Consider the following 21,203-nt stretch of genomic DNA (forward strand, 5'->3'; position numbering starts at 1 on the left):
GATCCGCGATCACCGGATCGCAGATCATGGTCTAGTCTTTGTTTGATCGCATGATTCACGCCTCCGGCCGTTTCGGCCTTCGGCGATCATGCTAGGCCCCTTCCGCCAGGATCGCCGCCAGCCCCTCGCGGTAGCTCGGATAGCGCCAGGCGATGCCGAGCGCCGCCTTGGTCCGGGCATTGGCCATGCGGCGGTTCTCTGCCCAGAAGCTGCGGCCCATCGGGGACATGGTCCGCGCCGCCTCCTCATAGGAGACGGCCGGCGGCGGCGGCAGGCCGAGCAGCCGCGCCGCTTCCTCCACCACCAGGGCGCTCTCGGCCGGTTCGTCATCCACGAGATGCAGAATCCGCACCCCTGGCGGCAGGTCCTGGCGCAGCGCGGCGCAGACCGCCAGCGCGATGTCGTCGCGGTGGATGCGGCTGAAGGCGTGGCCGGGCTTCACCGTGCGGCGGGCGGTGCCGGCGCGCAGCTCCTCGATGGCGCTGCGGCCGGGGCCGTAGATCCCACCGGCGCGGAAGATGTCGATGGCGCGCCGGTCGGCCAGTGCTTCCCATTGCCGCTCCGCCTCCAGCCGGCGGCGCGACCGGTCCTGCCCGGGGCTCGGGGCGTCGGTCTCCTCCACCCAGGCGCCGCCGCGGTCGCCATAGACGCCGGTGGTCGAGACATAGCCGATCCAGCGCAGCGCCGGCGCGGCGGCGATCGCCGCGGCATGGGCGGCGAGGACCGGATCGCCCCCCTCCCCCGGTGCGGCGGTGACCAGCAGATGGGTGGCGGCGGCGATGACGGGGCCGGCCTCGGCGAAGGGGATGCGGCGCGGCGGGTCGGCGCGGGCGGCGTCGCGCACCGTGCCGCTGACCGCGATGCCGGCCGCTTCGGCGTCTCGCGCCACCGCCTCCCCGCTATAGCCGAGGCCGGCGATCACCAGGGACAGGGGGGGCGCTGTATCCGTCATGCGGCTTATCTGGCGCCGCTGCGGCCCGGCGGCTAGATTGCCCGGCGTGAGGTCCGTCCGTCCCGTCCTGCTCGGCGTCTTCGCCGCGGTGCTGCTGGCCGCGGCGGGTGGGGTGGCATGGCTGGCGCTCGGCCGGACCGAGGCCGAGGCGGCGAGCGAGGCCCTGCCCGTCCCGCCCGATGTCCCCCGCCTCGCCAGCGGGCCCGAATACGAGCGCTGCCTGAGCCTGGTCCGCCAGGATCCGGACGAGGCGCGCAGCTTCGCCGAGGGCTGGGAGGCCGGCGGCGGCGGCGAGGGTGCGCGGCATTGCAGCGCGCTGGCCCTGATCGCGCTCGGCGAGCCGGAGCGGGGTGCGGAGCGGCTGGAGGGGCTGGCGCGCGTCAGCCGGGCGAGTGCCGCGACCCGCGCCTCGATCTTCGCCCAGGCGGGGCAGGCCTGGATGATGGCCAATGATGGCGGCCGCGCCTTCGGCGCCACGACCATGGCCCTGACCCTGGCGCCGGACGACCCGGAACTGCTGACCGACCGCGCCATCGCGCTCGGCACGCTCGGCCGCTATGCGGAGGCGCTGGACGACCTGAACCGGGTGGTGCGGCTGGACCCCGACCGGGCCGAGGCCTGGGTCTTCCGCGCCGCGGCCCATCGCCATCTCGACCGGGTGGATCAGGCGGCCGAGGATGTCGCCCGGGCCCTGACCTTGGCGCCGGACAGCGCCGAGGCGCTGCTGGAGCGGGGGATCATCCGCCAGCTCCGCGGCGATACCGCCGGGGCGCGGGCGGATTGGGAAAGGGCGATCACCCTGGCGCCCGACAGCGCCACCGCCGATCTCGCCCAGCAGAACCTGGCGCTGAACGAGGCCGGGCCGCAGCGGCGCTAGAGCATGATCGCCGAAGGCGTGAATCATGCGACCCAAGAAAAGCCCGGACCCTGATCCGCGATCACGGATCAGGGTCCGGGGCTTAGAAATCCAGGTCGGCGTAGTGCTCGGGCGGGGTCACGCCGCTGACCCGGTCGGTGAGCAGGCCGCGGAAGCAGGGTCGGGACTTCATCCGCGCATACCAGTCGCGCGCCGGCTCGCTGAGATCCCATTTCACATCGCCGATATAGTCGAGCGAGGAGAGATGCGCGGCGGCGGCGAAATCCGCGAGGCTGAGCTGGGCGCCGGCCAGCCAAGCCCGGCTCTCGGCCAGCCAGCCGAGATATTCCAGATGATGCTTCATGTTCTGGTAGCCGGCGCGCATCGCCGCCGCATCCGGGTTCCCACGCCCGAGCTGCCGCTTCATCTGCTTCTCGTAGAGCAGGTTGCGGGTGACCTCGTTGTGGAATTTGTCGTCGAACCAGGCGACCAGACGGCGGACCTCGGCTCGTTCGCCCAGCGTCCGGCCGAGCAGCGGGATGTCCGGATAGGCCTCATCGAGGTATTCGCAGATGGCGTAGCTGTCGGCGATGGCGAAGCCATTGTCCTCCAGCAGGACCGGCACGGTATGGGCGGGGTTCAGCGCCTCGAATTCCGGCCGCCGCTCCCAGACCCGTTCCAGGCGGAGATCGAAGGGGATGCGCTTCTCGGCCAGGGCCAGGCGGACCTTGCGGCAGAAGGGCGAGAGCGGAATGTGATATAAGATGCGCACGGAACAGCCTTATGGCACCCGCGCCGCAGCGGCGGAAGGCGCTGCGCGCGGGACGGATGCGGAAGCATGAGGCCGGGGCTCCCCGCCCCGGCCGGACGGGGGATGGGATGACCTTGAAGGTGTCGATCGCCGAGATGGCGGTGTTCCAGCGGCTGAACCAAGCCCGTTCGCGGGTCGGGCCGGCGGAGATCGTCTTCGCCCAGGACAGCGATATCGGGCCCGAGGATGTGGCGACCTTCAGGGAGGCGACGCAACGCTACGGCCTCCTCATCGTCATGCGCTGCCCGAAGCGCGGGGCCGTGGCCTTCCAGGGCGTGTTCCGGCCGAAGCGCTGGGCAGATGGGCATGACAGCGGGGGCAATACCGTGAAGTCGGGCGAAAGCGGCCTCGGCGTCCATCCGGAGCGGGGCAACCTCTTCGTCTCCGACTACGACATGATGAGCCTCTGGACCAGGGCCGAAGGCGGCGGCTACCGCAAGCTTTTCGCCTCGGCCCTGACGCCCGGCGCCGAGCGCGGCAGCTGGAAGCGCGAGGCGATGGATGCGGTGCGGCTGCTGAACACGGCGCTGCAGAGCAAGCTGCAGCACGGTGCCCAGGACGACTTCACCCCGCCGCCGGGCGGCAAGCACCCAGGCGTGAAGCCGGATACCCGCTTCGCCGCCTTCCGCGAGGGCGAAGCGACCTACCTGCCCGACATGGCCGCCGGCCGCGCCTATTACGGCCAGTGGGGATTGTACTGGCCGTATAATGACCAAGGCGAGTTCCTCGGGGCCGCGAAGCCCTGAGGTGGGGGGAGTGGCGGCCTATTCGGCCGCCACCGCCGGAGCTTCCTGCATCGGCACTGAGAGGTATTTCGCATATTCCTTCGGCACCGCGTGCCAGAAGCGCGTCCGCTCCGTCTCCCAATCGTTCAGCAGCCGGGCGGCGAGGCGGGAGCCGGTTTCCGCCACATGCCGGCCGATCAGCGCCTTGAGCTCCGCCTCCCAATGGGTGGAGGCGAGGCGCGACCAGAGCAGCGTGTCGGGATTGACCCGCCGCTCGAAGCTTTCCTCAGCGTCGTAGAGAAAGGCCATGCCGCCGGTGAAGCCGGCGCCGAAATTATCGCCGACCGGGCCGAGGATCACGACCGTGCCGCCGGTCATGTATTCGCAGCCATTGGCGCCGCAGCCTTCCACCACCGCCGTCGCGCCGCTGTTGCGGACCGCGAAACGCTCGCCCGCCTGGCCGCCGGCGAAGAGCTCGCCCGCCGTCGCGCCATAGAGGCAGGTATTGCCGATGATGGTGTTCTCGTTCCAGACAAGCGACGAGGACGGCGCCGGGCGCACCACGATGGAGGCGCCCGAGAGGCCCTTGCCGACATAGTCGTTGGCATCGCCCAGCACTTCCAGCTTCAGCCCACGCACCGCGAAGGCGCCGAGCGACTGGCCTGCGGTGCCGCGCAGCCGCACCGTCAGATGCCCCGGCTGCAGCCCGGACATGCCGAATTTCCGCACGATCTTGCTGCTGATCTTGGTGCCGATCGCGCGGTGGGTGTTCCGGATATTGTACTGGAGCTGCATCTTCTCGCCCCGCTCGAACAGCGAGGCGGCGTCGCGGATCATATCCGCATCCAGCGTCTCCGGCACCTCGTTCCGGCCTTCCAGCGTGCAGTAGCTGGGATGGCCGCCGGCATCGGCCTGGACCAGCAGCGGGTTCAGGTCGAGATCGTCGAGATCCTCCGAGCCGCGGCTGACCTGCTTCAGCAGATCGGTGCGGCCGATGACATCGGTCAGCTTGCGGAAGCCGAGGGAGGCGAGGATCTCCCGCACCTCCTCCGCCACGAAGGAGAAGAGGTTGATGACCTTCTCCGGGCTGCCGGCGAATTTCTGCCGCAGCGTCTCGTCCTGGGTGCAGACGCCGACCGGGCAGGTGTTGCTGTGGCACTGCCGGACCATGATGCAGCCCATGGCGACGAGGGAGGCGGTGCCGATGCCGTATTCCTCGGCGCCGAGCATCGCCGCGATGACCACGTCGCGCCCGGTCTTGATGCCGCCATCGGTGCGCAGCTTCACGCGGTGCCGCAGCCGGTTGAGCTGGAGCACCTGATGCGTCTCGCTGAGACCCATCTCCCAGGGCAGGCCGGCATATTTGATCGAGGAGACCGGCGAGGCGCCGGTGCCGCCCGAATGGCCGGAGACCAGGATCGCATCCGCCTTGGCCTTGGCGACGCCGGCCGCGATGGTGCCGATGCCGGAGCGGCTGACCAGCTTCACTGCGACCGTCGCATCCGGGTTGATCTGCTTCAGGTCGTAGATGAGCTGCGCCAGATCCTCGATCGAATAGATGTCGTGATGCGGCGGAGGCGAGATCAGGGTGACGCCCGGCGTCGCATGGCGCAGGCGGGCGATGATCCCGCTGACCTTGAAGCCGGGGAGCTGGCCGCCCTCGCCGGGCTTGGCGCCCTGCGCGACCTTGATCTCGATTTCCTTGCAATTGTTCAGGTATTCCGCCGTGACGCCGAAGCGGCCGGAGGCGATCTGCTTGATGGCGCTGTTGGCATTGTCGCCATTGCTGCGCGGCCGGGCGCGGGCCGGATCCTCGCCGCCCTCGCCGCTATCGGACTTGGCGCCGATGCGGTTCATGGCGATGGAGAGCGTCTCATGCGCCTCGGGGCTGAGGGCGCCGAGCGAGATGCCGGGGGCGACCAGGCGCTTCCGGATCTCGGTGATGCTCTCCACCTCCTCCAGCGCTATGGCGCTCCGGCCCTCGCTGCGGAAGTCGAGCAGGTCGCGCAGCGCCACGGGCGCCTGGCGGCGGACGGCTTCCGAGTAGCGCTTGAACTTGGTGTAGCTGTCGGTCTCGACCGCGTCCTGCAGCGTGTGGATCAGCCCGCCATCGAAGGCATGGCTCTCGCCGCGCAGCCGCCGCTTGTAGAGGCCGCCGACCGGCAGGGTGATGACATCCGCATCCCAGGCGCGGCGATGCATGGCCAGCACGCGCCGCGCGATGCCCTGGAGGCCGATGCCGGAGATGCGGCTCGGCACGCCGGGGAAGAATTCCGCGACGAGGGCGCGGGAGAGGCCGATGGCCTCGAAATTCATGCCCCCGCGATAGCTGCTGATGACGGAGATGCCCATCTTGGACATCACCTTCAGCAGCCCCTTATCCACCGCCTTCTTGTAATGCGCGACGCAGTCCTTGAGCGAGGTGTCGCCGAACAGGCCGCGACGCTGGCGGTCGGCGATGCTCTCCTGCGCCAGATAGGCATTCACCGTAGTGGCGCCGGCGCCGATCAGCACCGCGAAATAATGCACGTCCACGCATTCGGCGCAGCGGACATTGAGGCTGGTGAAGGTGCGCAGCGAATGCTTCACCAGATGCGTATGGACGCCGCCGACCGCGAGGATCATCGGGATCGGCGCGCGGTCCGGACCCTGCCGCTCATCGGTCAGGATCACATGGGCGCAGCCGCTGCGCACGCCCTCCTCCGCCTCACGCCGGATGCGGTCGAAGGCGCGGCGCAGGCCGGCCTCGCCATCCGCCACCGCGAAGGTGCAGTCCACCTCGCAGGCGGTCGCGCCCATATACTGGCGCATGGCGGCGAATTCGGCGTTGGACAGGACCGGGCTGTCCAGCATCAGCATGTCGCACTGGGTCGGGTCCTCATCGAGGATGTTCCCGAGATTCCCGAGCCGCGTCTTCAGCGTCATCACCCGCGTCTCACGCAGGCTGTCGATCGGCGGGTTGGTGACCTGGCTGAAGGTCTGGCGGAAATAATGGTGCAGGCCGCGATACTGGTTGGACAGCACCGCGATCGGCGTGTCGTCGCCCATCGAGCCGACGGCCTCGGCGCTGTCCTCGACCATCGGGTGGAGGATGCTCTCCAGCTCCTCCAGCGTATAGCCGACCGAGAGCTGGCGGCGGCGCAGCTCCTCGCCCTGGAACTGCACCGGCTCGCCGGCCTCGGCGCGGACGATGCCGTCGATGCGGGTGGTGCGCTCGGTCCATTTGCCGAAGGGGCGGCGGCCGGAGAGCTCGTCCTTCAGCTCGGCATCGCGGTAGAAGCGGCCCGCTTGGAGGTCGACGCCGATGCACTGGCCAGGACCGACGCGGCCCTTGGCGACGATCATGTCCTCGGAAACCTTCACCATCCCGGTCTCGGAGCCGACGATCAGCAGCCCGCCCGCGGTCTCCGTATAGCGCAGCGGGCGGAGGCCGTTGCGGTCGAGCCCGGCGATGACCCAGCGGCCATCCGTCGCGGCGATGGCGGCCGGCCCGTCCCAGGGCTCCATCACCGCGTTGCAGTAGAGGAAGAGGTCGCGATGCGCCTCCGGCATGGTGGCGTTGTTGCCGATGCTCTCCGGGATCAGCATCGACTTCGCCATCGGCGCGTCGCGGCCGCCGCGCACCAGCAGCTCGAAGACATTGTCGAGCGTCGCGGTGTCGGACCCGCCGGCCTGGACGACCGGCTTGACGTCCTCGAGATGCGCATCCAGCAGCGGATGGGAGAGCCGGGTCTCGTGGCTCTTCATCCAATTGATGTTGCCGTTCAGCGTGTTGATCTCGCCGTTATGGGCGAGCATGCGGAAGGGCTGCGCCAGGCGCCAGGTCGGGAAGGTGTTGGTCGAATAGCGCTGATGGTAGATGGCGAAGCGCGAGACGAAGCGCGGATCGGTCAGGTCCGGATAGAATTCGGTCAGATGCTCCGCGAGGAACATGCCCTTGTAGATGAGCGAGCGGCAGGAGAGCGAGCACAGATACAGTTCGGCGACCTGGGCGGCGATGGCCTGCTTCTCGATCCGCCGGCGGATGACATAGAGGTCGCGCTCATAGATCGCCTCCTCGCGCCCCTCCGGATCGTAGATCAGGATCTGCTCGATCTCGGGCCGCGTCGCATTGGCTTTCTCGCCGATGCAGGACACGCCGATCGGCACCTGCCGCCAGGAATAGATGGCGTAGCCGGCCGAGAGGATCTCGGTCTCGACGATCTGGCGGCAGCGTTCCTGCGCGCCGAGATCGGTCTTCGGCAGGAAGACCATGCCGACGGCGATGCGGCCCGGACGGAGCCGGTCGCCGCCGCGCTGCACGACTTCGGCGAAGAAATCCTGCGGGATCTCGATATGGATCCCCGCCCCGTCGCCGGTCTTGCCATCGGCATCGACGGCGCCGCGGTGCCAGACCGCCTTCAGCGCATCGATGCCCGCCTGCACGACCTGGCGCGAGGGCTTGCCGTTCAGCGCGGCGACCAGGCCGACGCCGCAGGCATCATGCTCGGTGGTGTCGAGATGCGCCGCATCGCGCAGGCGGGCGGCATCGGCCTGATAGGCACGGGCGAATTCGGAACCGGTTTCGGTCATCGCTCTCACTCCGCCGCGGTGGCGAGCGCACCCGCCTTCTGCGTGACATAGGCTTCGATCTGGTCGGCGACGTCGCGCCCGTCGCGGATGGCCCAGACGACGAGGGAAGCGCCGCGGACGATGTCGCCGGCGGCGAAGACGCCGGGCAGCGAGGTCATCATCGTGCGCTGATCCACCTTCAGCGTCCCCCAGCGCGTCACCGACAGCGCCGGCTCGTCGAACATCGCCGGCAGCTCCTCGGCATCGAAGCCGAGCGCCTTGATGGCGAGGTCGCAGGGGATGGTGAATTCGCTGCCCGCGATCGGCGCGACCTGCTGGCGGCCGGTCGCATCCGGCAGGCCGAGATGCATGCGGCTGGCGCCCACCGCCTGCACCATGCCGTCGCCGAGGAAGGCTTCCGGCGCGGCGAGCCAGGTGAACTCGACGCCCTCCTCCTCGGCATTCTTCACCTCGCGCATCGAACCCGGCATGTTGGCCTTGTCGCGCCGGTAGAGGCAGGTGACGGAGGCGGCGCCCTGGCGAATGGCGGTGCGGACGCAATCCATGGCGGTATCGCCGCCGCCGACCACAACGACGCGCTTGCCCCTGGCGTTCAGCGCGCCGGAGGCGAATTCGTCGACCGTGTCGCCCAGATTGTCGCGGTTGGAGGCGGTGAGATAGTCGAGCGCGGCGACGATGCCGCCCAGATCGCTGCCCGGCACCTCGATGTCGCGGGCCTTGTAGACGCCGGTGGCGATCAGCACGGCATCATGCCGGGCGCGCAGCTCGGCCATGGTGATGTCGTGGCCGATGGCGCAGTTCAGGTGGAAATGGATCCCGCCCGCCTCGAACTGCTTCCAGCGGCGCAGGACGACCTCCTTCTCCAGCTTGAAGTTGGGGATGCCGTAGATCATCAGCCCGCCGACGCGGTCGTAGCGGTCATAGACATGCACCTGCCAGCCGCGCGTCCGCAGCCGCTCGGCGGTGGCGAGGCCGGCGGGGCCGGCACCGATGATGCCGATGCTGTGCGGCTTCTCCTGGCGCGGGCTCGGCGGCTTCACCCAGCCATTCGCCCAGGCGGTGTCGTTGATGTATTTCTCGACGGCGCCGATGGTGACGGCCTCGAAGCCCTTCTCGATGACGCAGTTGCCCTCGCAGAGACGGTCCTGCGGACAGATGCGGCCGCAGATCTCGGGGAAGGTGTTGGTCGCCGAGTTGACCTCATGCGCCTCCTCCAGCCGGCCCTCGGCGGTGAGTTTCAGCCAGTCCGGGATGTTCTGGTTGAGCGGGCAATGGATCGAGCAGAAGGGCACGCCGCACTGGCTGCAGCGGCTGGCCTGGGCCGAGGCGGCAGTGGCTGCGAATTCCCGGTAGATCTCGCCGAAATCGCTGCGGCGGGCCGCGACGTCGCGCTTTTCCGGCTGCGCCTGGGCGAGGCGCACGAATTGCAGCATCCGTTCGGCCATGGTGGCGATCCCGTTCGACAAGGGGCGGGCATGGGCGCACGGCGCCGCAGCCGCCGCGGCTGACAACGGGCGTAGCAATAAGGACACAGGCGAGCCCGCGCGAGTCCTTTTTCGCCGTCAGGTCAGAATTACTGACCCAATTTCCAGGGGCATTAGCCGGATCGGTAAGCTTCCGGCAAGACCAGCCGGATCGCTATGTCCGATCCGGACCTTTTAGGTTGCGACCTGCGGCCGCCGCCCGCCACCCGGCCGGAAGCGGCTCAGATAGCCTGGCACCACCGCCTCCACCGCCTTCGGCCGGAGGCCGAGATCGGCGAAGCCCTTCGCCCCCTCCGCCACCACATTGTCGCGCTGGAGCATGAGGAGCTGGTCCTCGGTTAGCGGCGGGTTGGGCAGGAAACGCCCGATGGCGATCTGCAGCTTCACCAGACCCTGCGGCAAATCGACCAGCGGGCGGCGATTATGGCCGGTGCATTGCTGGACGAAGCGCAGCAGCTCCCGGAAGCTCATCGCCCGCGGGCCGCCGAGCTCATAGGTCTGGCCGATCGCATCCTCCCGCGTTGCGGCGGCGATCACCGCATCGGCCACATCGCCCACATAGACCGGCTGGAAGCGGGTGGCGCCGGCCACCACCGGCATCACCGGCAGCAGCCGCGACAGGTTGGCGAAGCGGTTGAAGAACTGGTCCTCCGGCCCGAAGACGATGGAGGGGCGGAGGATGGTGGCGCCCGGGAAGGCCGCCCGCACCGCCGCCTCGCCTTCCGCCTTGCTGCGGCCATAGCGGCTGGGACTGGCCGGATCGGCGCCGATGGCGGAGACATGCACCAGCCGCTCGACCCCGGCCGCGGCGGCGATCCGGGCCAGGCGGCCGGCGCCCTCGGCCTGGATTCGCTGGAAATCGCCATCCTTCCGTTCAGCGAGGATGCCGACCAGGTTCACCACCAGGTCGGCGCCGGCGACGGCGCGGGCGACCGCCCCCTCATCCTCGAGCCCGGCATAGAGCGGGACGATCTGCCCGACCATGCCCTGGGTCTGGAGGAAGCGGGCACGGGCCGGATCGCGCCCGGCGACCCGCACCACCCAGCCCTCGACCGCCAGCCGCTTCACCACATAGCGGCCGATGAAGCCGGCGCCGCCGAAGACGGTGGCGACGCGGCGAATGGTGGTCTGGCGCATGCGGGCGGATCTCCGAGGGTGGCGGCGGGCCGGACCATAGGGGGGCGGCCGGGCATCGCCAAGCGGGGCCTTCGAAGCCGCTTGACGGCGGGGCGCGGCCCCTCTATCAGCGCGCTCCCGGCGGCAATCACCGCCGGCTCCGCAGCCTGTGCCCAGGTGGTGGAATTGGTAGACGCGCTGGCTTCAGGTGCCAGTGACCGCAAGGTCGTGAAGGTTCGAGTCCTTTCCTGGGCACCATTCCCCGCTTCGGGGACCGCGATTTGGGCACGACCCTCTTCTCTCCCAAGCCGGCCGGCCGTGGCCCCGCCGCGAGGAGCCCTGCCGTGATCCGCCTGCACCGCCACGACCTGCCCGATGGCCTCGATTTCGGCGGGATGGTCGCCATCGATACCGAAACGATGGGGCTGAACCCGCATCGCGACCGGCTCTGCCTGGTCCAGCTCTCGGCCGGCGACGGCAACGCGGAGCTGGTGCAGATCATCCCCGAATCGCTCGGCGGACGCGGGGCGGATTGCCCGAACCTCAAGCGGCTGCTGGAAAATCCGGGCGTCACCAAGCTGTTCCACTTCGCCCGCTTCGACTGCGCGGCGCTGCACCAGCATCTTGGCGTGACAGTCACGCCGGTGGTCTGCACCAAGGTCGCCGCCAAGCTGGTGCGGACCTTCACCGACCGGCACGGGCTGAAGGATCTCTGCAAGGAGCTGCTCGGGGTCGAGATCTCGAAGCAGCAGCAGAGCTCGGACTGGGGCGCGCCGGAGCTGACCTCCGAGCAGCTCGCCTATGCTGCCTCCGACGTGCTGCATCTGCATCGGCTCTGGGCGAAGCTCGAAGGTCTGCTGCGGCGGGAAGGCCGGCTGGAACTGGCCGAAGCCTGCTTCCGCTTCCTGCCGGCGCGCGGGGCGCTCGACCTGCTTGGCTATGCGGAACCCGATATCCTGTCGCACTGAATCGCCGTCGGCGGCTTGTCAAGGCCGCTGACGTTCCTTGGCATGATTCTTGTCCGAGCCGGCTGCTGCTCGTTGACCCCCAGCCGCCGCAGCCCCATAGAGGGTATCGTGCAGCCCGGACCCTCCCCTTCCCCGCCCGCCCGGCCCGCCCCGTCCCATGCGGCGGCGGCAATGCCGGGGCGCGAGATGCTGCCCCCCTCGCGCGAACGCCGCGGCTTCAGCGCCGGGCAGATGGCGCGCCGCCGCTTCGCGGTGCGCTGGTCGAAGCGGCTGCTGCCGCTGCTCGCCCTCGGCCTGCTGAGCCTGGTGGTCTTCTGGCCGGAAATCGAGGGCAACGAGGACCGATCCCGCGTCAGCTTCCGCCGCACCGTCCAGCCGCGCGCCGAGGGGCTGCGGGTGGTCCAGCCGCGCTACCAGGGAATCGACGAGCTGAACCGGCCCTTCACCGTCACCGCCGATATCGGCACCCAGCCGGGCGCGGCCGAGATTCTCGACCTGGAAGCACCGCGGGGCGACATCGTCCTCTCGGATGGGGCCTGGGTCTATATCCAGTCCCGCACCGGCCGCTTCGACAAGCCGGCCAACCATCTCGACCTGGCGGGGGCGGTGACGATCTACCATGACAGCGGGGTGATGATGCTGACCGATGCCGCCGCGGTGGAGCTGGAAGCAGGGACCGCCAGCGGCGACGCACCGGTCGCCGCCCAGGGCAGCTTCGGCACCATCACCGCCGAGGGCTTCCGCCTGATGGACCGCGGCGGCGTCATCATCTTCACCGGCCAGGCGCATGCGGTGCTGGAAGGTGGCCAGCCATGAAATGGGCCCTGATGCTGGCCGCGCTGCTGCCGCTGGCCGCCGCCGCGCAGGGAATCGATCTCAGCCAGGGCGGGCCGGTCGATATCACCGCAAGCGACGGCATCGAATGGCGCCAGGCGGAGCAGGTGGTGATCGCCCGGCGCGACGCCCGCGCGATCCGCGGCAATGTCACCGTCACGGCCGACCGGCTGCTGGCGCGCTACCGGCCCCAAGGCGGGACGGCACCAGGTGGCACGGCTGCGGCGCCGGGTGGGACGGTGCGGCCGGCGGCCGCCAACCCGGACCAGGCGCTCGGTGGCGGCGGCAGCAACGAGATCTGGCGGCTGGAGGCGGAAGGCAATGTCCGCATCGCCACCGAGACCGACACCGCCCGCGGCGACCGCGCCATCTATGACATCGACCAGGCGGTGATGGTGCTGACCGGACGCAATCTCAGCCTGACCACCGCGCAGCAGGTCATCACCGCCAAGGACAGCCTGGAATACTGGTCGCAGCGCAAGATGGCGGTGGCGCGCGGCGATGCTGTGGTAGTGGACAATGCCGAGGGGCGGCGGATCACCGCCGATACCCTCGTCTCCTACATGCTCGACGGGCCGGGCACGGCGCCGGGCGCCCAGCCGGCCGCCGCGCCGGCGCCGCCCAGGCCGGGCGAGCGGCCGGTGCCGGGCGCGGGCAAGCTGGACCGGGTGGAGGCCTTCGGCCATGTCGAGATCCGCACCCAGACCGATGTCGTGCGCGGCGATCGCGGCGTCTACAGCGCCGCCACCGGCATGGCGCGGCTGCTCGGCAATGTGCGGATCACCCGCACCGACAACCAGATCAATGGGCAGGAAGCCATCGTGAACCTCCGTACCGGGGTCGCCCGCCTGGTCTCCGCGCCCGGGGCGCGGGTGCAGGGGCTGGTCATCCCGAACCAGAATCCCGAGGCAGCGGGCAATGCCGGCCAGCAGCCGGCGCCGGAGCGGCGCGGCCGATGAACCAGACCACCCTCCCCCAGCAGCAGCCGGCGCTGCGCGCCATCTCCGGCGAAGGCGGCCTCGTCGCCACCGGCCTCGGCAAGCGCTACCGCAAGCGTCCGGTGGTGCGGAATGTCTCCATCAACCTCCGCCGCGGCGAGGCGGTGGGGCTGCTCGGCCCGAACGGCGCCGGCAAGACCACGACCTTCTACATGATCACCGGCCTGGTGCAGCCGGATGAGGGCCGCGTGGTCATGGACGGCCATGACGTGACGACCCTGCCGATGTATCGCCGCGCCCGTCTCGGCCTCGGCTACCTGCCGCAGGAGGCCTCGATCTTCCGCGGCCTCTCGGTCGAGGACAATATCCGCGCCGCGCTCGAGGTGGTGGAGCCGGTGCGCGACCGGCGGGAGCAGATGCTGGACGCGCTGCTGGCGGAATTCGGCATCTCGCATCTCCGCCGCGCCCCGGCGCTCGCGCTCTCGGGCGGCGAGCGGCGGCGCTGCGAGATCGCCCGCGCACTGGCGACGCATCCCTCCTACATCCTGCTCGACGAACCGCTGGCCGGCATCGACCCGATCGCGGTCGGCGAGATCCGCGACCTGGTGAAGCACCTCAAGAATCGCGGCATCGGCGTGCTGATCACCGACCACAATGTGCGCGAGACGCTGGAGATCATCGACCGCGCCTATATCCTCCATGATGGCCAGGTGCTGATGGAGGGGCTGCCGCACGACATCGTCGCGCATGAGGGCGTGCGGCGCGTCTATCTTGGCGAGAGATTCAGTTTGTGAGCAGCGCCGCCTGCTCCATGCACCGGGCGGGATAGCCATGAGCCTGGCGCCGCGCCTGGACCTGCGGCAGTCGCAATCGCTGGTGATGACGCCGCAGCTGCGGCAGGCCATCAAGCTGTTGCAATCCTCCAACCTCGAAGTCGCGGCCTTCGTCGAGGAGGAACTGGAGCGCAACCCGCTGCTGGAACGGGACGAGCGCGCCCTGCCCGGACCGGATGACGGGCATCGCGTCGATCCCCTGCCCGCGGTGCCGGAAGCGACGGACAGCCATGCCGCCGCCGTCTCCGACAGCCTGCCGGGCGAGGCGGCCGGGCCGCTCGATGCCGAATGGGACAATGTCTATGACGCCGGCGGGGGCTACGAATCCCCCTATGGCCGCGGCGGCCGCGCCGATTTCGCCGAGGATCTGTCGGGCGTCGAGGACATCGCCGCCGCCGGGCGGAGCCTGCGCGAGCATCTGGGCGAGCAGGTGCGGCTCGCCTTCCCCGATGCGCGGGACCGGCTGATCGCGGCGCAGATGCTGGCCCTGGTCGATGCGGCGGGTCGGCTGACGGTCGAGGATGCGCGGATCGCCGCGGCGCTCGGCTGCGAGGAGGCGGCGGTGGCCGCGGTGCGGCGGCGGATGCAGCGCTTCGACCCGGTCGGGATGTTCTGCCGCAACCTCGCCGAATGCCTGGCGGTCCAGCTCGCCGAGAAGAACCGGTTGGATCCGGCGATGCAGGCGCTGCTCGACCATCTCGACCTCGTCGCCCGGCGCGACCGGGCCGGGCTGATCGCCGCCTGCCGCGTCGATTCCGACGACATCAGCGACATGATCGCCGAGATCAAGCGGCTGGACCCGAAGCCGGGGGCGAGCTTCGACCAGGTCCCGGCCCCGGCCCTGGTGCCGGATGTGCTGATGCGCCGTGCCCCGGATGGCGGCTGGCTGCTGGAGCTGAATCCGGAGACGCTGCCGCGGGTGCTGGTCAATCGCGGCTTCCATGCCCGCTGCCAGGTCGGCACCCGCAACCGCGACGACCGCGCCTTCCTCGCCGAGAAATTGCAGAGCGCCAACTGGCTGCTGAAGAGCCTGGAGCAGCGCGCCAATACCATCCTGAAGGTCGCCGGCGAGATCGTCCGCCGCCAGGATGGCTTCTTCCGCCATGGCGTCGGGCATCTCCGCCCGCTGATCCTGCGCGACGTGGCGGAGGAGGTGCAGATGCACGAGAGCACCGTCTCCCGCGTCACGGCGAACAAGTATATCGCCACCCCGCGCGGCACCTTCGAGCTGAAATACTTCTTCACCACCGCCATCGCCGGCACCATGGGCGGCGAGAGCCACAGCGCCGAGGCCGTGCGGCACCGCATCAAGGCGATGATCGAGGCCGAGGATCCGGAGGCGGTGCTGTCGGACGATGCGATCGTGGAGCGGCTTCGCCAGGAAGGCGTGGACATCGCCCGGCGGACCGTGGCCAAATACCGTGAGGCGCTGCGTATTCCATCATCGGTGCAGCGCAAGCGGGAGAAGGCCGTCCCGGCCTGATCCCGCCGCGGGGCGCATCCCGCGCCCCTCGGCGCGCCGGGCGGCCCTTCCGGTCCACGGAAGGAGCAGGTCCACATGCACATCACCGTCGCGGGCAAGCAGGTCGAAACGGGCGAGGCGCTGAAGTCCCATGTGCGCGAGGGGCTCGGCACCATCGCCCGCAAGTATTTCGACCATGCGCTGGAGGCGAACGTGACCTTCCGCCGCGACGCCAAGGGCCGGATGGGCGCGTTCTTCGCCTGCGACATCAATCTCAAGGCCGGGCGCAACCTGTTCATGCGCGGCGAGGGCGAGGGCACCGACGCCCATCGCGCCTTCGACATGGCGGCAGAGCATGTGGCGAAGCGCCTGCGCCGCTACCGCCGGCGGGTGAACGAGCATGCCCGCAGCATGGCGGAAGAACGGCCGGCCGAGCCGGCGACGCAATATGTCCTCCAGGCCGAGCCGGAGGAGGAAGCGGAGACGGAAGCCGAGGCCGCGCCGACCGGGGAGCACAGCCCCATCATCGCCGAGCAGCCGACCGACATCGCCCGGCTGAGCGTGAGCGAGGCGGTGATGCGGCTCGACCTCACTCAGGCGCCGGTGCTGATGTTCCGCAACAGCGGCTCCGGCGCGCTGGCCGTGGTCTATCGCCGGCCGGATGGCTGCGTCGGCTGGATCGACACCCAGCCGGGTTAGGCCCCCATGGGGCAGGTGCCGCCCCAGCCGGGGCGGCCCTTCCCTCAGGCCTAATGCACCAGGACGGCGGCCAGCTCGTGCTCCTCGAGCGCGGCGACGGCCAATTCGGTATTCGGCGCGGCGCCGATCGGGGTGCCGTCGGCGGCATGGATCGAAACGGCGGGAACGCCATTCACCACCACCGGCCGGATATAGGCGATCTCCTGCACGCCGAAACGTGCCCAGTCCTGCACCGAAAGCTGGCGGAGAGCGACAGCGGCCTGGGCCGAAGCGCCCGATCCGTTGGAGGATTCATTGTTCTTCATCACGGTCTCTCCTGTTGGCATGGCCCCTCACGGCGGCCGATGCGCCGGCGCCCGTGCCGGAGGCTCAGCCCCGGCTGGCGCGCCCCTCGACAACGGGCACTGACGCCCCGTTGACCGTCCTGTTGCCCCCAACGCCCCGGGGGGCTCCCCCGTTCGCCGGACCATTCGCCGGCCCTGCGCCCTGGCCTTGCCCACCATTGATCTGGATGGTGCGCACCCGGACCTCGGGCTGCGGCCGCTGCAGATCGACATGCAGCAGGCCGTTGTCGAGCCAGGCGCCCTCCACCTCGATCCCCTCGGCCAGGACGAAGGCCCGCTGGAATTGCCGCGCGGCGATCCCGCGATGCAGGAAGATGCGGCCTTCCGAATCGTCCCTCTGCCGCCCGCGGATGACAAGCTGGTTGTCCTCCTGCGTGATCTGGAGGTCCTCCATCGCGAAGCCGGCGACGGCCAGGGTGATCCGCAGCCGGTTCTCGGCGGTCTGCTCGATATTGTAGGGGGGATAGCCGTCGGCATTCTTGGCCACCCGGTCGAGCATCTGTTCGAGATGGTCGAAACCGAGGAAAAGCGGCGAGCCGAAAACCGATGGACGCGACAAAGGCGAAGCCTCCTCATCCGGAGCGAAGCGGGCGGCCGGACCCGAAGCATCCAGCCGCCGCATTGATCTTGTCCGTGGAACAGCCGGTTGCAAGAGGGGGCGGTTGCAAGGGGGTGGGTGCGGGGCTACATCGCCCCCTCCCATGTCCAGCGCCGTCGAAACCCTGCCGATCCTGCTCGTCCCCGACCCGAAGCTGCGCGCCAAGGCGCGCCCGGTCGGCGGGGGCGATGCCGATGCCGTCCGCGCCCTCGCCCCCCGCATGCTGGACGCGATGTACAAGGCGCCCGGCATCGGCTTGGCCGCGCCCCAGGTGGGGGAGCTGCTGCGCCTGATCGTGGTGGACCTCCAGCCCGAGGACAAGCCGGCGCCGCTGGTGCTGGTGAATCCGGAGATCCTCGCCGCCAGCACCGAACTGGCGACGCGGGAGGAAGGCTGCCTCTCCCTCCCCGGCCAATATGCCGAGGTGACGCGGCCGGCGCGGGTGAAGCTGCGCTATCTCGATCTTGAAGGCGCCAAGCGGGAGATCGAGGCGGAGGGGCTGCTGGCCACCTGCCTCCAGCACGAGGTGGACCATCTCAACGGCGTGCTCTTCGTCGATCACCTCTCCGCGCTGAAGCGCAACATGCTGCTGCGCAAGCTGGCGAAGGACCTCAAGGGGCGCCGGGATTGAGGCTCGCCTTCATGGGCAGCCCGGATTTCGCCGTGCCGGCGCTCCGGGCGCTGCATGGGGCGGGGCATGCGATCGTGGCCGTCTATTGCCAGCCGCCGCGGCCGGCCGGGCGCGGGCAGCGGGAACAGCCCTGCCCCGTCCATCGGGCGGCGCTGGAGCTCGGCCTGCCGGTGCGGACGCCGACCAGGCTGCGGAAGGACACGGCGGAGCACGAGGCCTTCGCCGCGCTCGGCCTGGATGCGGCGGTGGTCGCGGCCTATGGGCTGATCCTGCCCCGGCCGATGCTCGACGCGCCACGGCGCGGCTGCCTCAACATCCATGCCTCGCTGCTGCCGCGCTGGCGCGGGGCGGCGCCGATCCAGGCGGCGATCCTGGCCGGCGATGCCGAAAGCGGCGTCACCATCATGCAGATGGAGGAAGGGCTGGATACCGGCCCGATGCTGCTGAAGGGCGTGGTGCCGATCGGGCCGCGGATGACGACGCCCGAGCTGCACGACGCCCTCGCCCCGCTCGGCGCCCGGCTGGTGCTGGAAGCGCTGGAGCGCGACCCGCCGGCCGAGCCCCAGCCGACGGACGACGCCAGCTATGCGCCGAAGCTGAGCAAGGCGGATGCGCCGCTCGACTGGACCCTGCCGGCGGCGGTGCTGGACCGGCGCGTCCGGGCGCTCAACCCCTGGCCGGGGACCATCTTCACCCAGGCCGGCGAGGCGATCCGGGTCCTGGCGGCCGAGCCGGCCGAGGGCGCCGGCGCGCCGGGAACGGTACTGGATGAGGCGGCGCTGGTCGCCTGCGGCGAGGGCGCGCTGCGGCTGACCCGGCTGCAACGGCCGGGACGCGGGCCGCTCCCGGCGCGCGACTTCCTGCGCGGCTTCCCGCTGCCGCCCGGCACGGTGCTGGGGTAGTGCCCCTCTACGCGCTGACGCTGGAATATGACGGCGCGCCCTTCGTCGGCTGGCAGCGCCAGGGCAGCGGCCTGTCCGTCCAGCAGGTGCTGGAGGAGGCGGCGGCGGTCCTGAATGACGGGACGGTGCCGACCTCCATCGCCGCCGGGCGGACCGATGCCGGCGTCCATGCCGAGGGGCAGGTGGCGCAAGTCGCGATCGACCGCGACCTGACGCCGGAGCGGCTGCGGGAGGCGCTGAATTTCCATACCAAGCCGCATCCGCTGGCGGTGGTGCGGGCGGCACGGGCGCCGGAGGGCTGGAATGCCCGCTTCTCGGCGATGCAGCGGGGCTATCGCTACCGCATCCTCAACCGCCGCGCCCGGCCGGCGCTGGAGGCGGGGCGGGTCTGGCATGTGCCGGTGCCGCTGGATGCCGCGGCGATGCATGCGGCGGCGCAGGGGCTGCTCGGGCGGCACGACTTCTCCGCCTATCGCGCCGCGGCCTGCCAGGCGAAGACGCCGGTGCGGACGCTGGAACGGCTGGACGTGATGCGCCATGGGGATGAGGTGGTGATCCTGGCCGAGGCGCGGAGCTTCCTGCACCATCAGATCCGCAACCTGGCGGGGACGCTGCTGGAGGTCGGGCTCGGCAAGCGCGGGGTGGAGTGGCCGCGGCGGGTGCTGGAAGGCCGGGACCGCGCCCAGGCGGGGCAGACGGCGCCGCCGGAGGGGCTGACCTTCCTCTTCGTCCGCTACCCGGAGGCGATCGACTGGAGCTGAGTGAGCCGCCCGACCAGCCCGCCGATGACCATGCCGAGCATCAGGTCCAGCACCACGAAGCCCGCCGCCGCACCGCCGGTGATGTTGAGGGCGGTCCGCGTGATGAACCATTCGAGCCAGAGCGCATAGCCGATCCCGGCCAGCCCCAGCCCATGCGCCAGCAGCGGCGGCAGGCCGAGCCCCGCCGGCACGGTCAGCGCCAGCAGCACCAAGTATTGCACCGCATTGCCCCAGTTCCAGGCGGCGATGAAGCGCGGCCATTCGGCACGGCGCCCGCTCGCCTCGGCGAGCGGAAGGGAGGCGAGGGCGAAGCCGGCCCAGGCGCAGACATAGCCGATCAGCTCCGCGACCAGCCCCAGCAGTGGGCCGGTGGCCGGGGCATCCCCGCTCGACCAGGCGAGCAGGCGCAGCGCCAGGAAGCCGGGCAGGCAGACCACCGCCGACCAGAAGCTGCGCGCCGCGCCGTCCGGCGTCGCCTCCATCAGCAGCAGCCCATCGGCCCGGCCGCGGGCCAGCAGCAGGGCGCCGCGCAGCCCGGACTGGATCACCAGCCGCAGCGGCAGGGGGGGCGGCGATCCGCTCAGCCGAGGCACTCCTCGAGCACCGCGCGGTAGAGGGCGGCGAGGTCGCGCAGCTCCGCGACGGGGACGGATTCATCCGCCTTGTGCATGGTGGCGCCGACGCCGCCGAGCTCCGCCACCGGGCAGTAGCGGGCGAGGAACCGGGCATCGGAGGTGCCGCCGCCGGTATCGAGCGCGGGCGTCGCCCCGGCCTGCCGCTCGACCGCGCGCTTCAGCGCATCCACGAAGGAGCCGGGCGAGGTGAGGAAACTCTCGCCGGAGCAGTCGATGCGCATCTCGTAGCGGGACTCCTCGGCGCGGAGGGCGGCGTGGAGATGCTCGGTGAGGCTGGCGCTGGTGTGCAGGTCGTTGAAGCGGATGTTGAGCATCGCCCGGGCCTCGCCGGGGATGACGTTGTTCGCCGCATTGCCCACGTCGAAGCCGGTGACCTGCAGGGTGGTCGGCTCGAAGAATTCGCTCCCCTGATCGATCGGCGCTGCGGTCAGGCGATGCAGCACGCGGACCAGGCGGTGGATCGGGTTGTCGGCGCGCTGCGGATAGGCGCTGTGGCCCTGGGTGCCGAACAGCGTGATATAGGCGGTCATGCTGCCGCGGCGGCCGACCTTCACGATATCGCCGAGCCGGGCGCGCGAGGTCGGCTCCCCGACCAGGGCCATGTCGGGGATTTCGCCCCGTTCCTGCATCCATTCCAGCACGCGGACGGTGCCATCCTTGGCCGGCCCCTCCTCATCCCCGGTGATGAGCAGGCTGATGCTGCCGGGCGGGTTCGGATTGGCGGCGAGGTAGTCGGTGAGGCCGGCAAGGAAGGCCGCGATGCCGCCCTTCATGTCGCAGGCACCGCGGCCGAACAGCACGCCGTCGCGGACGGTCGCGGCGAAGGGATCGTCGGTCCAGCCCTGCCCGCCGGGCGGCACCACATCGGTATGCCCAGCATAGCAGAAATGCGGGCCTTCCGTGCCGCGGCGGGCGAAGAGATTCTCCGTCTCGCCGAAGCGCATGCGATGGCAGGTGAAGCCGAGCGGACGCAACGCCGCCTCCAGCACGCCGAGCGCGCCGGCATCGGCGGGCGTCACGCTCGGGCAGCGGATCAGCGCCTGGGCCAGCGGCAGCGGGTCGGTCGGAGCGTTGCGCATGGG

20 protein-coding genes and 1 tRNA gene are annotated in these 21,203 nt (G+C 70.4%); 12 read left to right on the forward strand and 9 right to left on the reverse strand.

Going from position 1 to position 21,203, the window contains the following annotated elements; genetic code table 11:
- Window positions 1-91 precede the first annotated feature (91 nt).
- Window positions 92-952 (reverse strand): SDR family oxidoreductase, encoded by an 861-nt coding sequence (locus tag JMJ55_RS10895; RefSeq protein WP_202825581.1) that lies wholly within the window; start codon window positions 950-952, stop codon window positions 92-94.
- A gap of 46 nt (window positions 953-998) precedes the next feature.
- On the opposite strand from JMJ55_RS10895, the gene JMJ55_RS10900 reads away from it, so the two are divergent.
- Window positions 999-1,829 (forward strand): tetratricopeptide repeat protein, encoded by an 831-nt coding sequence (locus tag JMJ55_RS10900; protein ID WP_328702610.1) that lies wholly within the window; start codon window positions 999-1,001, stop codon window positions 1,827-1,829.
- An 82-nt stretch (window positions 1,830-1,911) separates the two neighbouring features.
- Here the strand turns inward: JMJ55_RS10900 and fzlA are convergent, their stop codons facing one another.
- Window positions 1,912-2,580 carry an FtsZ-binding protein FzlA gene (fzlA, locus tag JMJ55_RS10905; protein ID WP_202825583.1) on the reverse strand — a complete coding sequence of 223 codons (669 nt, stop codon included), beginning with the start codon at window positions 2,578-2,580 and terminating at the stop codon, window positions 1,912-1,914.
- Window positions 2,581-2,591: 11 nt separating this feature from the next.
- Here fzlA and JMJ55_RS10910 point away from each other — a divergent pair, with 11 nt between their 5' ends.
- Window positions 2,592-3,365 (forward strand): hypothetical protein, encoded by a 774-nt coding sequence (locus JMJ55_RS10910; protein ID WP_202825584.1) that lies wholly within the window; start codon window positions 2,592-2,594, stop codon window positions 3,363-3,365.
- A gap of 18 nt (window positions 3,366-3,383) precedes the next feature.
- Here JMJ55_RS10910 and gltB read toward each other — a convergent pair whose 3' ends face one another.
- From gltB to JMJ55_RS10925, 3 genes are all read right to left on the reverse strand, one after another.
- Complete coding sequence (gene gltB / locus JMJ55_RS10915; protein WP_202825585.1) at window positions 3,384-7,916, reverse strand: glutamate synthase large subunit; 4,533 nt, start codon at window positions 7,914-7,916, stop codon at window positions 3,384-3,386.
- 5 nt (window positions 7,917-7,921) lie between these two features.
- Entirely contained in the window at window positions 7,922-9,361 is a 1,440-nt protein-coding gene (locus JMJ55_RS10920; protein ID WP_202825586.1) for an NAD(P)-dependent oxidoreductase, read from the reverse strand.
- Between the two features lie 213 nt (window positions 9,362-9,574).
- Window positions 9,575-10,537: a complex I NDUFA9 subunit family protein gene (locus tag JMJ55_RS10925; RefSeq protein WP_202825587.1), complete on the reverse strand. Its 963-nt coding sequence runs from the start codon at window positions 10,535-10,537 to the stop codon at window positions 9,575-9,577.
- Between the two features lie 150 nt (window positions 10,538-10,687).
- On the opposite strand from JMJ55_RS10925, the gene JMJ55_RS10930 reads away from it, so the two are divergent.
- The 7 genes from JMJ55_RS10930 to hpf all read left to right on the forward strand — a co-directional run bounded on the left by JMJ55_RS10930 (window position 10,688) and on the right by hpf (window position 16,250).
- A tRNA-Leu gene (locus JMJ55_RS10930) sits at window positions 10,688-10,774 on the forward strand.
- Between the two features lie 137 nt (window positions 10,775-10,911).
- A complete protein-coding gene (locus JMJ55_RS10935; RefSeq protein WP_202826057.1) occupies window positions 10,912-11,484 on the forward strand; it encodes a ribonuclease D in 573 nt (190 codons plus the stop codon).
- A 171-nt stretch (window positions 11,485-11,655) separates the two neighbouring features.
- Window positions 11,656-12,300, forward strand: a complete 645-nt coding sequence (lptC, locus tag JMJ55_RS10940) for an LPS export ABC transporter periplasmic protein LptC (protein ID WP_236033636.1) — start codon at window positions 11,656-11,658, stop codon at window positions 12,298-12,300.
- Window positions 12,297-13,277, forward strand: coding sequence for an LptA/OstA family protein (locus JMJ55_RS10945; RefSeq protein ID WP_202825588.1), 981 nt, complete (start codon window positions 12,297-12,299; stop codon window positions 13,275-13,277). Before lptC ends, JMJ55_RS10945 begins: the two co-directional genes overlap by 4 nt.
- Entirely contained in the window at window positions 13,274-14,050 is a 777-nt protein-coding gene (gene lptB / locus JMJ55_RS10950; RefSeq protein WP_202825589.1) for an LPS export ABC transporter ATP-binding protein, read from the forward strand. Before JMJ55_RS10945 ends, lptB begins: the two co-directional genes overlap by 4 nt.
- Before the next feature lie 37 nt (window positions 14,051-14,087).
- Window positions 14,088-15,572, forward strand: coding sequence for an RNA polymerase factor sigma-54 (rpoN, locus tag JMJ55_RS10955; protein ID WP_202825590.1), 1,485 nt, complete (start codon window positions 14,088-14,090; stop codon window positions 15,570-15,572).
- Window positions 15,573-15,647: 75 nt separating this feature from the next.
- Window positions 15,648-16,250 (forward strand): ribosome hibernation-promoting factor, HPF/YfiA family, encoded by a 603-nt coding sequence (hpf, locus tag JMJ55_RS10960; RefSeq protein WP_202825591.1) that lies wholly within the window; start codon window positions 15,648-15,650, stop codon window positions 16,248-16,250.
- 50 nt (window positions 16,251-16,300) lie between these two features.
- Here the strand turns inward: hpf and JMJ55_RS10965 are convergent, their stop codons facing one another.
- Window positions 16,301-16,555, reverse strand: coding sequence for a hypothetical protein (locus JMJ55_RS10965; RefSeq protein WP_202825592.1), 255 nt, complete (start codon window positions 16,553-16,555; stop codon window positions 16,301-16,303).
- 64 nt (window positions 16,556-16,619) lie between these two features.
- Entirely contained in the window at window positions 16,620-17,093 is a 474-nt protein-coding gene (locus JMJ55_RS10970) for an Hsp20 family protein (protein WP_236033664.1), read from the reverse strand.
- 202 nt (window positions 17,094-17,295) lie between these two features.
- On the opposite strand from JMJ55_RS10970, the gene def reads away from it, so the two are divergent.
- The 3 genes from def to truA are packed head-to-tail and all read left to right on the forward strand — an operon-like array spanning window position 17,296 to window position 19,486.
- Window positions 17,296-17,823: a peptide deformylase gene (gene def / locus JMJ55_RS10975; RefSeq protein WP_202825594.1), complete on the forward strand. Its 528-nt coding sequence runs from the start codon at window positions 17,296-17,298 to the stop codon at window positions 17,821-17,823.
- Window positions 17,820-18,725, forward strand: a complete 906-nt coding sequence (gene fmt / locus JMJ55_RS10980; RefSeq protein ID WP_202825595.1) for a methionyl-tRNA formyltransferase — start codon at window positions 17,820-17,822, stop codon at window positions 18,723-18,725. Before def ends, fmt begins: the two co-directional genes overlap by 4 nt.
- The gene (gene truA, locus JMJ55_RS10985; protein WP_202825596.1) at window positions 18,725-19,486 is read left to right on the forward strand and encodes a tRNA pseudouridine(38-40) synthase TruA; all 762 of its coding nucleotides are present in this window, start codon (window positions 18,725-18,727) and stop codon (window positions 19,484-19,486) included. The genes fmt and truA overlap by 1 nt, the downstream gene beginning before the upstream one ends.
- Here truA and JMJ55_RS10990 read toward each other — a convergent pair.
- On the reverse strand, window positions 19,459-20,079 hold the full coding sequence (locus tag JMJ55_RS10990; RefSeq protein ID WP_202825597.1) for a hypothetical protein: 621 nt from the start codon (window positions 20,077-20,079) through the stop codon (window positions 19,459-19,461). The two genes, truA and JMJ55_RS10990, sit on opposite strands and share 28 nt — an antisense overlap.
- The gene (dapE, locus tag JMJ55_RS10995) at window positions 20,067-21,200 is read right to left on the reverse strand and encodes a succinyl-diaminopimelate desuccinylase (protein WP_202825598.1); all 1,134 of its coding nucleotides are present in this window, start codon (window positions 21,198-21,200) and stop codon (window positions 20,067-20,069) included. Before dapE ends, JMJ55_RS10990 begins: the two co-directional genes overlap by 13 nt.
- Window positions 21,201-21,203: the final 3 nt, after the last annotated feature.

It is taken from the genome of Belnapia mucosa, assembly GCF_016775475.1.
Classification (GTDB): domain Bacteria; phylum Pseudomonadota; class Alphaproteobacteria; order Acetobacterales; family Acetobacteraceae; genus Belnapia; species Belnapia mucosa.